Consider the following 12,895-nt stretch of genomic DNA (forward strand, 5'->3'; position numbering starts at 1 on the left):
TGGCCTTGACGAGCCGATAACGCCTGCGGAATAGTGTTCTGCAATATGCAGAGCTACATTGGTTGTCCGGACAAATAGGCGATCCGATGAGCGATCTCCTGAGGCTGGACGGCCGAATCGTCGTGGTATCGGGCGCCGGAGGCGGCGGCATCGGCACCACGGTGACCGAGCTGGCCGCATCGGCGGGCGCGACCGTCGTGGCCGTCAGCCGCAACCAGGAGAACCTCGACGAACATGTCGGCCCACTGATCGGCAAGGGGCTCTCGATCGTGACCGTGGCCGCCGACGCCGCCACCGACGACGGCATCGCCGCTGTGATCGACGAGGTGCGCCGGACCGAGGGCAACCTCTACGGCCTTGTCAACGTCGCCGGTGGTGCCGACCCGTCGACGTGGATGCCCTCGACCCGGGTGACTCGCGACGACTGGCGCGCACTGTTCACCCAGAACCTCGAGACCGCGTTCTTCATGAGCCAGGCCGTCGCCGCTGAGGTGCGCAGGAACGGGAATCCGGGCTCGATCGTCTCGATTTCTTCGATCAGCGGCATGAGCACTGCGCCGTTCCATATTGCCTACGGCACGGCCAAGGCCGCCGTCGCGGCGATGACCCGCACGATGGCCGTCGAATTGGCGCTGGACAACATCCGCGTCAACGCGATTGCACCGGGGGTGACCGAAACCGCGGCGTCGCGGACCTACACAGACGAGGATCCCGAGCGCGACCGCCAGGCGATCGCGATGGGACGGCGCGCACGGCCCGAAGAACAGGCGGGCGCCATCCTGTTTCTGCTGTCGGACCTGTCGAGCTACATCACCGGCCAGACCCTGCTCGTCGACGGCGGACTGAACCTCAAATGGACCCACCTCGGTGCCGACAACACCTCGCTGTTCCTGAAAGACGAATCGTTCAGACGATCCATCAGTCGGTTTGAGAAAGAGGAAGCATGACTGATACGGAAATCCAAGCGCCGGAGGAATTCTCGGAATCGACGACGATCCCGGTGGAGGCCTACGTTTCGGAGGATTACGCCCGCGCGGAGCGCGACAAGCTGTGGCGGAAGGTCTGGCAGCAGGTCGGCCGGGTCGAGGAGATACCGGAGGTCGGCAACTACCTGACCTACGACATCCTCGACGACTCCATCCTCGTGGTGCGGACGGGCCTCGGGAACTCATCGCCGGCTTTTGGCGCCCACCACAACGTCTGTATGCACCGCGGCCGCCGGCTCATCGACACGCCCGAAGGGGCCAAAAACGCCCGAGGCCGGACCCGCAAGTCATTCGCCTGCGGGTTCCACGGCTGGACGTACGGCCTCGACGGTGCGTGCACGCACATCCGCGAGCAGGACGACTGGAAGGGCGCGCTGACACCGGAGAACACCCACCTGGCCCGGGTCAACGTCGACACCTGGGGCGGCTGGCTGTGGATCAACATGGATCCCGACTGCGAACCGCTGATGGACTACCTGTTTCCCGCCGCGAAGATTCTGGATCCCTTCGGGCTGGAGAACATGCGCTACAAGTGGCGTAAGTGGTTGAACTTCGACTGCAACTGGAAGGTCGCGATGGAGGCCTTCAACGAGACGTATCACGTCTTCACCACCCATCCGGAGTTCAACAAGTTCGGTGAATTCAAAGGCTGGGCCAAGGCGCAGGGCAAGCACAGCAACATCGGCTACGACGCGCCCGACGACCTGGAGGAAACGAAGTCGAAAATCCGCCTGGGAACAGGTGATCCGCGGATCTCCACCGCCGAAATGCAGGTCTACACGATGGAGGAGACGAACGCCACCACGACGCAGACGCTGGTGAACGCGGCCAAGCGGCTGGTGAATGAACTGCCGGAGGGCACACCCGCGGACAAGGTTTTGGAGCATTGGCTGACTTCGGCACGCCGCGATGATGAAGCCCGCGGGGTGATCTGGCCGACGATTCCCGCCGACATCCTCGGGCAGAGCGGCACCGCGTGGCAGATCTTCCCGAACTTCCAGATCGGCCAGGGCCTGACGAGCGCGTTGTGCTACGGCGCCCGGCCGGATCCGAGCTACGACCCGAACAAGTGCATCTTCGAGGTCGCAGTATTCGAGCTCTATCCGAAAGATCAAGAGCCACAGACGGAGTGGGTTTACACGCCGGTGGGTGATCCGCGCTGGCTGTCGGTGTTGCCGCAGGACTTCTCCAACATGGCCGCAGTGCAGCAGGGCATGAAGTCCCTGGGCTTCCCTGGCACCAAGCCCAATCCGTACCGCGAACGCAGCACGGTCAATCTTCACCACCAGCTGTCCAAGTACATGGGCGTCGGAGAACCCCGAGAGCTCACGAAGGAGGACGTTCGATGACCGTGCTTGGGGCGAGCGAAGCGACGGGGAAGGGCGGATGTGCGCCGACTCAGACGCCGGACGACATCGACATCCCCGGGCTACGCGAGAAGTATCAGCTGGAGCGCGAAAAGCGGCTGCGCCCGGACGGTTCCAAGCAGTACATCGAATTGACCGGCGAGCTTGCCACGTTCTACGAAATCGACCCGTACACCCCGCCGGTGGTCCGCGATCCGATCTCGGAGGACATCAACGTCGCTGTTCTCGGTGGCGGCATTGCAGGTTTGTTGTCCGGCGCCTACCTGAAGAAGGCCGGTGTCGAAGACGTCAGGGTCATCGAGATGGGCGGCGATTTCGGCGGTGTCTGGTACTGGAACCGCTTTCCCGGCATCCAGTGCGACAACGACGCCTATTGCTACATACCGTTGCTCGAAGAGCTCGATTACGTGCCGTCGAAGAAGTACGCGGATGGCTCCGAGATCTGGGAACACTGCCGACGCATCGGAAAGCATTTCGGCCTCTACGATTCCGCGATCTTCTCGACGGAAGTCCGCGCGCTGCGCTGGGACGACGAGATCGAGCGGTGGCGGATCAGCACGGATCGCGGCGACGACATCCGGGCCCGCTTCGTCGTGATGACGAACGGTTCGTTCAACCGGCCGAAGCTACCCGGCATACCGGGGATCGAGGAGTTCAAGGGGCACCAGTTCCACTCGTCCCGCTGGGATTACGAGTACACGGGCGGGGACTCGGCCGGTGGGCTGGACAAGCTGGCCGACAAACGCGTCGCGCTCGTCGGCACAGGCGCGACCGGCATTCAGGTGGTTCCCTTCCTCGGCCGTGACGCCCAGCACCTATACGTCTTTCAGCGGACACCGTCCTCTGTCGACTCGCGGGGCAACACACCAACCGATCCCGAATGGGCGAAGTCCCTGAAGCCGGGTTGGCAGAAGGAGCGCCAGCGCAATTTCCATCGCTGGAGTCCCTTCGAAGGCGTCGTGTTCGACGCGCCGGATCAGGTTTGCGACTTCTGGACCGAACTGGGCCGCAACATGACCGCACGCATCGCGGCCATGGACGATCCCGCCTCGGTAACCATCGAGCAGATCATGGCCCTGCGCGAAGAAGAAGACTACAGGCTGATGGAGCGTCTGCGTCGCCGGATTGAAGGTCTCGTCGAGGACCCCGAGACTGCGGAGGCGCTCAAGCCGTACTACCGGTTCCTATGCAAGCGGCCGTGTTCCAACGACGAGTATCTGACTACATTCAACCGCCCGAACGTCACCCTGGTCGACGTCTCGGACTCCAAGGGTGTGGAACGGATCGCCGAAAAGGGTGTCGTCGCAGGCGGTGTCGAATATGAGGTCGACTGCATCATCTATGCCAGCGGCTTCGAGATCACGACCGAGATCAGCCGCCGATACGCGATCGACGTGATCGAGGGCCGCGACGGCGTGTCCTTGTTTGATCATTGGCGAGACAGCTATAAGACGCTGCACGGCATGACCAGCCGCGGTTTCCCCAACCAATTCCATACCGGCTTCATCCAGGGAGGAGTGGCCGCGAACACCACTGCGATGCTCGAGCAGCAGGCCGAGCACATCGCCTACATCGTCTCCGAAGCCAACAAGCGCGGTGCCACAACGGTAGAGCCGAGCCAAGAGGGTCAGGACGAGTGGATCAAGACAATCCGCGAAACCACGGTTGACACATCGGCATTCGATCTGTCGTGTACGCCCGGCTATTACAACAACGAAGGCGGCGGCGGAGGAGAAGGCATCCGGTCACACCTCGGCGAACCGTACATGCCCGGCTTCTACGTCTTCGACGATCTCCTGAAGGAGTGGCGCGAGAAGGGTGATCTGGACGGCTTGGTTCTCGGAAAAATAGATGTCTGACCTGAGGTTCGACGACCGGGTCGCGGTCATCACCGGAGGCGGCAGGGGGCTGGGCCGCTCGTACGCCCTGTTGCTGGCGGTGCAGGGGGCGAAGGTCGTCGTCAACGATCCGGTCGGCAGCCCAACCGGAGCCGGCGCCGATATGGGGCCGGCCCACGAGGTGGTGCGTGAGATCATCGCGAATGGCGCTGAAGCCGTTGCCAATACCGATTCAGTGGCGACCCCGGCGGGCGGCAGGGCGATCATCGATACGGCGTTGGAACGCTACGGCCGCATCGACATCCTGATTCACAACGCAGGCAACGTCCGTCCGGCGTCGTTGAAGGAGATGACCTACGACGACTTCGAAGCGGTTCTGGACGTTCACCTGCGAGGTGCCTTTCACGTTGTGCGCCCGGCCTTTCCGCTGATGTGCGAAGCCGGCTATGGCCGCATCGTGCTCACGTCATCGATCGGCGGTCTGTACGGCAATCACGAGGTGGCGAACTACGCCGTCGGCAAGGCGGGCGTGATCGGTCTGTCCAACGTCGCCGCGATCGAAGGTGCACCGCGCGGTGTGAAGAGCAATGTCATCGTGCCCGCGGCCGTGACCCGAATGGCCGATGGCATCGACACCTCCGCCTACCCGCCGATGGGACCGGAGTTGGTAGCGCCCGTAGTGGCTTGGCTCGCACACGAATCCTGTTCCATCACCGGCGAAATGCTCGTCGCGCTTGCCGGTCGGGTGGCCAAGGCCGTGGTCACCGAGTCGCCAGGGGTGTACCGACCGTCGTGGTCGATCGCGGACGTGGGTGAACACATCGCCGCGATCCGCGATATGTCCGAACCGGTCACCTTCCCCGCGGCACCGGACGGCCACGGCGACCACATCCGCTACAGCTTCGCGATGGCCAAGCAGGGCACCCTGGAGGGGGTGAACCATGGCTAGCGGCACAGGGCCGCTCGCCGGTGTGCTTGTGGTCGACCTCACCGCGATGGTGATGGGGCCGTACTGCACCCAGATCATGGCCGACATGGGCGCCGAGGTGATCAAGATCGAGCCGCCCGAGGGCGATAACACCCGCTACATCTCGGTCGGGCCCGCGCCGGGAATGAGCGGTGTCTTCGTCAACGTGAACCGCGGCAAGCGAAGCGTGGTGTTGGACCTGCGCTCCGAGACGGGCAAGACCGCACTTCGCGCACTCCTGTTGGAGGCCGACGTCTTCATCCACTCCATGCGGTCCAAGGCGATCGTCAAGCTCGGCTTCGGCTATGAACAGGTCGCTGCAATCAACCCGAACATCGTCTACACCAACTGCTACGGCTACGGCCGGCGTGGGCCCGAGCGGGATCTGCCTGCCTACGACGACACCATTCAGGCCGAGTGCGGCATTCCGGCTGTCCAGGAACAGCTGACGGGTGAAGCCAACTACGTCGGCACGATCATGGTCGACAAGGTCGCCGGGCTGACTGCGCTCTACGCCACGATGATGGCGCTCTTCCACCGAGAGCGGACCGGGGAGGGTCAGGAGGTGGAAGTCGCCATGTTCGAGACGATGGCCTCGTTCATGCTGGTCGAACATGCCAACGGCGCAATGTTCGACCCGCCGCTCGGTCCGGCCGTCTATCCTCGGACGGTGGCGCCCAATCGCCGCCCCTATCGCACCAGCGACGGCTACATCGCCGCGCTGATCTACAACGACAAGCACTGGAACGCGTTCATCGGCGCCGTGCGTCCGGCGTGGGCCACCGATCTCTACTCCACGCTGGAACGGCGGGCCCGCCAAATCGATACCGTGTACGGACTCGTCGCGGAGACAATGAAGGAGCGCACCACCGCCGAGTGGCTGGCACTGTTCCGTGAACTCGAGATCCCTGCCGCTCCGCTGAACACCCCTGACGCCTTGTTCGACCATCCGCACTTGAAGGCGGTCGGTCTGTTCGAGACCGTAGACACGCCCCATGGTCCCGTCCGCTTTCCCGGTGTGCCGACGTGGTTTTCACGCACCCCCGGGCGAGTTGCCGGTCCCGCCCCGCTCCTGGGCGAGGACACCGACCGGGTGCTCGCCGACCTCGGGCTCGGCGCCCAGGACGTCGAGCGGGCATTGGAATCGGGATAGGCGACACCATGGACTTCGAGATGGGCGAGAAAGCCGCAGACCTTCGCCGCGAGCTGCGGGAGTTGGTGAAAGACAATGTGCCCGAGCACTTCTTGGGTGCGTTCACCGACAATCCCGCCGATCTCGAGACGGCCCAGAGGTTCTGCCGCCTGCTGGCCGAGCGTGAACTGCTGTGCCTGGCATGGCCGAAGGCGTTCGGCGGCGGCGAAGCGTCGGTGTGGGAGCAGACGGTGGTGCGCGAAGAGATGTGGGCGCACCACGAGCCGCGCGGCGCCCAGTACATGGGCGTGAACTGGGTCGGTCCCATCATCATGCGGCACGGCACCGATCAACAACAGCGCAAGCACTTACCGCCCATCGCCCGTGGCGAAGTGATCTGGTGCCAGGGCTTTTCAGAACCCGAAGCGGGGTCTGACCTGGCGTCGCTGCGGACCGCGGCCCGGCCCGACGGCGACGGCTGGCGTGTCAGCGGCCAAAAGATCTGGACCTCCTACGCCACCATGGCGCAGTGGTGCTTCCTGCTTGCCCGCACCTCCAAGGTGGGAGAGGGCGCAACCCAGAAAAAACAGCAGGGATTGACCATTTTCCTTGTGTCCATGGACGATCCCGCCATCCAGGTGAGGCCGATCCGGGCCATGTTGGGTCCGCACCACCTCAACGAGGTGTTCTTCGACGACCTGCGGGTCACCCTGGCCGACGTCTTGGGCACGGTAGATCAGGGCTGGTCGATCGTGCAGGACGTGATGTCGTTCGAGCGCGTCGGCATCGCCCGCTACGCCCGCTGCGAACGGTTGCTGGCCGCCGCGCCCACCGTTCTCGGTGACCGATGGGATGACCTGCCAGCCGAATTGCGGGGACGGTGGGTGCGCATGCTGGTGCATTGCCGTCGCGCCCGGCTGATGGCGTATCGAGTGGTCGATCTGCAGAACAGTGGGCGCATCCAGCCCGGTGACGCCGCGGCGTACCGGATCGCGGTCACCAAGCTGGATCAGGACAGCGCGGAGGTCCTGATGGACATCGCGGCAGAGGTATCCCACGACGATCCGCGTGCGAAGTGGTTCCTCGGCGAGGTCGAGGACCACTGGAAGTATTCGCAGGCCTCGACCGTGTCATCCGGCAGCATCGAGATGCAGCGCATCCTGCTGTCGCGTTCCCTGTTGGCGGCGGCCCGATGATTCTCGATCTCGGCGACGACGCCAAAGAGTATGGACGAGAGGCGCTTCGGGCGTTTGAGGCTGCTGGCGGCGACCAGCTGGTGCAGCAGGCCGAAGATAAACCGGACCTCCGGGAATCACTGGTCGGTCCTGTGCTGACCGAACTGGGGGCGTGGGAGCTCGATCCGCGCACGGACCCCGACGGGCTCGAGGCCGCCGCGGCTCTGTGTCGCAGCGTCGGCTACTGGGCTCTGCCGTACCCGGTGGCCGAGCGACTGGCCAAACCGATCGACCTGGATGTCGACGGGATGGTCGTGGTCGCTGACACGCGTCCCTCCGCCGCGATCGGCGGAGTCGAATCGCACTGGGCGACGGTGTCTTTGGGCGGCATGCGGAGCAGGGTGGTCGCTCAGCGGACGGCGGGCCCGGCCTTCGTCAGTGAGCTCGACCTGTCCGCCATAGACGAGAACGGCACGGGCGACATCGCGCTCGGACTCGTGTTGCCGTGTTGGACGCTGCTGGGCATGCTCGACCGCGCGATTGAACTGACCATCGCTCACGTGAGCCTGCGCAAGCAATTCGGGCAGCCGCTGTCGACATTCCAGGGTGTCCAGTTCCAGCTGACCGATGCGGAGGTCGAGCGCAGCGGAGTGGACATCCTGGCGAAATACGCCCTGTGGAGCATCGGCACCGGCCGACCCGACGCGACCGATGATGCTCTGGCCCTGCGGATGTCGGCCATTGAGGCCGCGGAGGTCGTGTTCAGGGTGTGCCACCAGCTGCATGGCGCGGTCGGATTCTGCGACGAGACCACCTTGTCGTGGCTGTCCCGATACAGCCAGCCGTTGCGGCGGCTGCCACTGGGGCTGTCCGCGACGCGTGACCTGCTGACGCGCCGCGTGGGCGGACACGGGTTGACGGGCCTGTACGCATGACGGCCGATGTCGACGAGTTTCGCGCGACCGTGCGCGCTTGGTGTGAGGAACATGTTCCCGCCGACTGGCGTCAACGGCAGACTGGCGCGAGCGATGACGAATTCGTCGGCTTCCAGAAGGCGTGGTTCGCTGAATTGCGCGCCGCGGGCTTCGCGGTTCCGCACTGGCCGCGGGAATGGGGCGGCGGACTATCGGTGCCCGAGCAGATCGTGCTGTATCAGGAGCTGGCCGCACACGATGCGCCGCGGCTGGTGCTCGCGTTCGTCGGCATCCACCACGCCGCATCGACATTGCTTGCGGCCGGCACCGAAGAGCAGCGCAGACGGCACCTTCCTGCCATCCTCGACGGCGAGATCTGGGTGCAGGGCTTTTCCGAACCGGAGGCCGGATCGGACCTCGCGAGTCTGCGGACATCGGCGCGCCGGGCAGGTGACTCCTACGTCGTCAACGGCCAGAAGCTGTGGGCCAGCGGCGGCATGCACGCCGACTGGTGCCTGCTGCTGGCCCGCACCGATCCGGATGCCCCCAAACGCAATGGCATTTCGTACTTCCTGCTCGATATGACCACTCCCGGGGTCGAGGTGCGACCCATCCGCAACGCCATCGGGGATTCACATTTCTGTGAGATCTTCCTCCACGACGTGGAGATTCCTGCAGCGAATCTCCTCGGTGCGGAGAACGCGGGATGGCAAGTGGCGCAAGCCACCCTTGGCGCCGAGCGCGGCATGACGATGCTCGAGTTGGCTGAGCGGCTGGGAAACGCGGGCTTTCGCTGGCTGGTGCACAGCTGTCCCCTCGACGATGCGGTGGTACTGGACCGGCTGGCGCAGTTCGACACCGAGATCACCGGCCTTCGTGGGCTGGCACGTGATCTGGTCGAACGCACCGAACGGGGAGCCGCCGGGCCGGCCGATGGGTCCATCGTCAAGCTCTACTACAGCGAACTGCTGCAGCGATTGACCGATTTCGGTTCGGAGATGGGAGGATTGGCGGCACACACCCAATTGGCGAAGCCGATGTCGAGCGGCTGGGAGTCCGGCGCTTGGGTGCTCGACTTCATCGGCTCATGGGAGTGGACGATTCCCGGCGGTTCGAGCGAGATCCAGCGGACCATCATCGCCGAGCGCGGGCTAGGCATGCCCCGAGAACCGAGCGTGGTCTGATGGCGCACGAATTCGACGAATTTCACGACGAACTCAGGTCCGTCGCCGGTGACCTGCTCGCCAAGGAGCGTGCCGTCGACTGGTCGACGCTTGTCGATGCCGGGTGGGTCGGGCTGGAAGTGCCCGAGGAGCTTGGCGGTGCCGGTGCGACGTTCGCCGAGGTAGCCGTCATCTGCGAGGAGATGGGGCGCGCGGCCAGTTCGACGAACTATCTTGGCAGCGCGGTGCTGGCAGTTGGCCTCTTGAAATCGTTGCAGCCCAGCGACACCCGCGACCGCCTTCTTGCCGATGTCGCGTCGGGCGCCATCAGAGTGGCCGTCGCGCTCGGTCCGCTGGAGTTTGTGCCCGACGCAGAAGGCGCCGACCGAATACTGGTGATCGCTGACGGCGGCGTCGCCGAGGCTCCCGTGACCGTGACGGTGCAACCAGTCCTCGACGAAACGCGCCGACTCGCCGCAGTGACCGTCAACTGCCGCGAGACATCACAGGTGTTGAGGTTCGACGGCGACGCCGAAGCACAGGTCCGTCGGCTACACGAACGGGCAGCGGTCGCCATCGCCTGTGACAGCCTCGGCCTCAGTGAGGCAATGCTTTCCGCGACGGTGTCCTACGCCAAGGTCCGGCAGCAGTTCGGCAGGCCGATCGGCTCCTTCCAGGCGGTCAAGCATGCATGCGCCGACATGGCGACCAAGATCGCGGTGTCACGCCAACTCGTCAGAGCCGCAGTCGAAGCGGTTGCACACGGCGCTGCGGACGCCGGCGTCGCCGCATCGATGGCGAAGTCCTACTGCTGCTCGGCCGCCGTCGACATTGCGGGCAAAGCGATGCAGTTGCACGGCGGCATCGGATACACGTGGGAGAGCGGCATTCACGTCTACCTCAAGCGCGCGACGCTCAACCGTTCGCTGTTCGGATCGCCGGCAGCTCACCGTAAAGAACTAGCTAAGCGCTATCGATAGAGGAGTTTCGACAAATGGGTGTCGCCGTCTACAAACGTATTCTCGACCTCTTCGAGGCCGAGGGTGTGAACACGTTGTTCGGTATTCCGGACCCGAACTTCGTGCACATGTTCACCGAAGCGGACGCCCGCGGTTGGTCGGTGGTGGCGCCACACCACGAGCTGAGCGCCGGGTTCATGGCGGAGGCGGCATCCCGTATGACGGGCAAGCCGGGCCTGTGTATTGGCACTCTCGGCCCTGGAGTGGCCAACATCGCAGGCGCGATGATGTGCGCGCTGGTGGAGAACTCGCCGGTGATCTTCCTCGGCGGTCAGCGGGCCCGCATCACCGAGCGACGGGTGCGGCGCGGCCGCATCCAATTCGTCCAGCAGGAAGGCCTATTCACACCGTCGGTGAAGTACAGCTCGTCGATCGAGTATGCCGATCAGACCGACGAGATCATCCGCGAGGCCATCCGCCGCGCCATGTCCGGCACACCGGGGCCGTCGTACGTCGAGTTCCCCTCGCACGTCATCCTCGAAGAGCTCGACGTGCCGGACCCGTTGCCGCCGAGCCGGTACCGGCTCGTCAATCAGGGCGCGGGTGCACCCGAGGTCGCCGAGGCCGCCAAGCTGATCCGCGAGGCGTCCAACCCGATTCTGTTGGTGGGCCACGGCGTTCACACGTCGCGCACCCAGGCCGCGGTCAAGGAGCTCGCCGACCTGATGGCCTGCCCGGTGATCCAGACGTCGGGCGGTACGTCGTTCATCCCCGGTCTGGAGGACCGCACATTCGCGTACGGCTTCTCGCCGTCGGCGGTCGACGCTGTGGTCGCCTCCGACCTGTGCGTCGCGCTGGGCACCGAGCTCGGCGAGCCAGTGCACTACGGCAAGACCCGGCATTGGGCCGAGCGCAACGACATTCGCAAGTGGATCTACGTCGAACAGGATCCCGTGGCGATCGGCGTCAACCGGCCGATCGACGTACCCCTGGTCGGCGATCTGCGCGGCGTCGTCCCACAACTGGTGGAAGCCCTCCGAGAAAGCCCCAGACAGCCTTCCTCAGACCTTGACGTGCTGATCAAGAAGGACGCCGAAGAGCTGGCGCAACTCGCGGAGAACGCGCCCACCGGCAGGACACCGATCCATCCGGCCCGCTACGTCGTCGAGGCAACCAAGGCCTTCCCGAAGGACGGCATCCTGGTACGTGACGGCGGCGCGACCGTCATCTTCGGTTGGACCTACTCGCAGGCCAAGCCGCGCGACGTGATCTGGAACCAGAACTTCGGCCACCTCGGCACCGGCCTGCCCTACGCCGTCGGCGCCTCGGTCGCCGAGGGTGGTAGGCGCCCGGTGATGCTGCTGACGAGCGACTCCGCTTTTCTGTTCCACATCGCAGAACTGGAGACCGCCTCGCGTCGGAACCTGCCGCTCGTCTGCGTGGTCGGTGTCGATCACCAGTGGGGCCTCGAGGTCGGCGTCTACAAGCGCACGTTCGAGCAGCCGTCGCCACAGCCCGGCGTGCACTGGAGCAAGGATGTCCGGTTCGACAAGATCGCCGAGGGCTTCGGCTGCCACGGCGAATACGTCGAGAAGGAGGACGAGATCAGCCCGGCGATCGAGCGGGCGTACGCCAGCGGCAAGACCGCCGTCGTGCACGTGTGCATCGACCCGACGGCGAATTCCGAGGAGATGCCGAAGTACGACAGATTCCGGACGTGGTATGCAGAAGGAACCCAGTAGAAAAGGATGACCGTTATGCGTGAATACCTGAAGTTCTACATCGACGGCCAGTGGGTCGACCCCGCCGAATCGAAGACGCTCGACGTCGACAACCCGACCACCGAGCAGGTGTCGGGGAAGATCGCGATCGGCTCAGCGGCCGACGTAGACAAGGCGGTCAAGGCAGCCCGAAAGACGTTCGCGACGTGGGCTGTCAGCGCCCGCGAAGAGCGTCTGGATCTGCTGGGAGCCATCGCCACCGAGTACCAGAAGCGGTCCGGCGATCTCGCGGACGCGGTGCACGAAGAGATGGGCGCACCGCCCTCGTTGGCGGCAGGCCCCCAGGTGATGATGGGGTTGGGCCACCTGATGGGCGCCATCGACGCGTTGAAGAACTTCTCGTTCGAGGAGCAGCGCGGGTCGGCGTTGATCGTCAAGGAGCCGATCGGCGTGTGCGGTCTCATCACGCCGTGGAACTGGCCGATCAACCAAATCGCGTGCAAGGTGTTCCCGGCGATGGCGACCGGCTGCACGATGGTGCTGAAGCCCTCGGAGGTGGCTCCCTATTCGGGCCAGATCTTCACCGAGGTGCTCGACGCGGCAGGCGTGCCCGCTGGTGTGTACAACATGGTGTTCGGCGACGGCCCCGGCGTCGGTGCGGCCATCTCCAGCC

General features: G+C 64.8%; 11 protein-coding genes. All 11 read left to right on the top strand.

Going from position 1 to position 12,895, the window contains the following annotated elements; all coding sequences use genetic code 11:
• The first annotated feature begins 86 nt into the window (after positions 1 to 86).
• Positions 87 to 947, top strand: coding sequence for an SDR family oxidoreductase (locus tag VJV41_RS00095; RefSeq protein ID WP_325329835.1), 861 nt, complete (start codon positions 87 to 89; stop codon positions 945 to 947).
• Complete coding sequence (locus VJV41_RS00100; protein ID WP_325329837.1) at positions 944 to 2,335, top strand: aromatic ring-hydroxylating dioxygenase subunit alpha; 1,392 nt, start codon at positions 944 to 946, stop codon at positions 2,333 to 2,335. The genes VJV41_RS00095 and VJV41_RS00100 overlap by 4 nt, the downstream gene beginning before the upstream one ends.
• Positions 2,332 to 4,212, top strand: coding sequence for an NAD(P)/FAD-dependent oxidoreductase (locus VJV41_RS00105; protein ID WP_325329838.1), 1,881 nt, complete (start codon positions 2,332 to 2,334; stop codon positions 4,210 to 4,212). The genes VJV41_RS00100 and VJV41_RS00105 overlap by 4 nt, the downstream gene beginning before the upstream one ends.
• Positions 4,205 to 5,140: an SDR family NAD(P)-dependent oxidoreductase gene (locus tag VJV41_RS00110; RefSeq protein WP_325329840.1), complete on the top strand. Its 936-nt coding sequence runs from the start codon at positions 4,205 to 4,207 to the stop codon at positions 5,138 to 5,140. The genes VJV41_RS00105 and VJV41_RS00110 overlap by 8 nt, the downstream gene beginning before the upstream one ends.
• A complete protein-coding gene (locus VJV41_RS00115) occupies positions 5,133 to 6,311 on the top strand; it encodes a CoA transferase (RefSeq protein ID WP_325329842.1) in 1,179 nt (392 codons plus the stop codon). Before VJV41_RS00110 ends, VJV41_RS00115 begins: the two co-directional genes overlap by 8 nt.
• A gap of 8 nt (positions 6,312 to 6,319) precedes the next feature.
• A complete protein-coding gene (locus VJV41_RS00120) occupies positions 6,320 to 7,486 on the top strand; it encodes an acyl-CoA dehydrogenase family protein (RefSeq protein ID WP_325329844.1) in 1,167 nt (388 codons plus the stop codon).
• Complete coding sequence (locus tag VJV41_RS00125; RefSeq protein ID WP_325329846.1) at positions 7,483 to 8,400, top strand: acyl-CoA dehydrogenase family protein; 918 nt, start codon at positions 7,483 to 7,485, stop codon at positions 8,398 to 8,400. The genes VJV41_RS00120 and VJV41_RS00125 overlap by 4 nt, the downstream gene beginning before the upstream one ends.
• Positions 8,397 to 9,563 (top strand): acyl-CoA dehydrogenase family protein, encoded by a 1,167-nt coding sequence (locus tag VJV41_RS00130; RefSeq protein WP_325329848.1) that lies wholly within the window; start codon positions 8,397 to 8,399, stop codon positions 9,561 to 9,563. Before VJV41_RS00125 ends, VJV41_RS00130 begins: the two co-directional genes overlap by 4 nt.
• On the top strand, positions 9,563 to 10,522 hold the full coding sequence (locus VJV41_RS00135; RefSeq protein ID WP_325329850.1) for an acyl-CoA dehydrogenase family protein: 960 nt from the start codon (positions 9,563 to 9,565) through the stop codon (positions 10,520 to 10,522). Before VJV41_RS00130 ends, VJV41_RS00135 begins: the two co-directional genes overlap by 1 nt.
• Positions 10,523 to 10,536: 14 nt before the next feature.
• Positions 10,537 to 12,243, top strand: a complete 1,707-nt coding sequence (locus VJV41_RS00140; RefSeq protein ID WP_325329852.1) for a thiamine pyrophosphate-binding protein — start codon at positions 10,537 to 10,539, stop codon at positions 12,241 to 12,243.
• A 15-nt stretch (positions 12,244 to 12,258) separates the two neighbouring features.
• Positions 12,259 to 12,895, top strand: a 637-nt coding sequence (locus VJV41_RS00145; RefSeq protein WP_325329854.1) for an aldehyde dehydrogenase family protein, incomplete at its 3' end; no start/stop codon positions are given.

Origin of the sequence: Mycobacterium sp. (assembly GCF_035274705.1) — a bacterium.
In the GTDB taxonomy this organism is placed as follows: Bacteria; Actinomycetota; Actinomycetes; order Mycobacteriales; family Mycobacteriaceae; genus Mycobacterium.

Excerpts from the sequence above, each read along its gene's own strand:
- VJV41_RS00130 (WP_325329848.1), top strand. The coding sequence starts at position 8,397 with ATGACGGCCGATGTCGACGAGTTTCGCGCGACCGTGCGCGCTTGGTGT.
- VJV41_RS00105 (WP_325329838.1), top strand. The coding sequence starts at position 2,332 with ATGACCGTGCTTGGGGCGAGCGAAGCGACGGGGAAGGGCGGATGTGCG.
- VJV41_RS00115 (WP_325329842.1), top strand. The coding sequence starts at position 5,133 with ATGGCTAGCGGCACAGGGCCGCTCGCCGGTGTGCTTGTGGTCGACCTC.
- VJV41_RS00140 (WP_325329852.1), top strand. The coding sequence starts at position 10,537 with ATGGGTGTCGCCGTCTACAAACGTATTCTCGACCTCTTCGAGGCCGAG.
- VJV41_RS00100 (WP_325329837.1), top strand. The coding sequence starts at position 944 with ATGACTGATACGGAAATCCAAGCGCCGGAGGAATTCTCGGAATCGACG.
- VJV41_RS00125 (WP_325329846.1), top strand. The coding sequence starts at position 7,483 with ATGATTCTCGATCTCGGCGACGACGCCAAAGAGTATGGACGAGAGGCG.
- VJV41_RS00095 (WP_325329835.1), top strand. The coding sequence starts at position 87 with ATGAGCGATCTCCTGAGGCTGGACGGCCGAATCGTCGTGGTATCGGGC.
- VJV41_RS00120 (WP_325329844.1), top strand. The coding sequence starts at position 6,320 with ATGGACTTCGAGATGGGCGAGAAAGCCGCAGACCTTCGCCGCGAGCTG.
- VJV41_RS00135 (WP_325329850.1), top strand. The coding sequence starts at position 9,563 with ATGGCGCACGAATTCGACGAATTTCACGACGAACTCAGGTCCGTCGCC.
- VJV41_RS00110 (WP_325329840.1), top strand. The coding sequence starts at position 4,205 with ATGTCTGACCTGAGGTTCGACGACCGGGTCGCGGTCATCACCGGAGGC.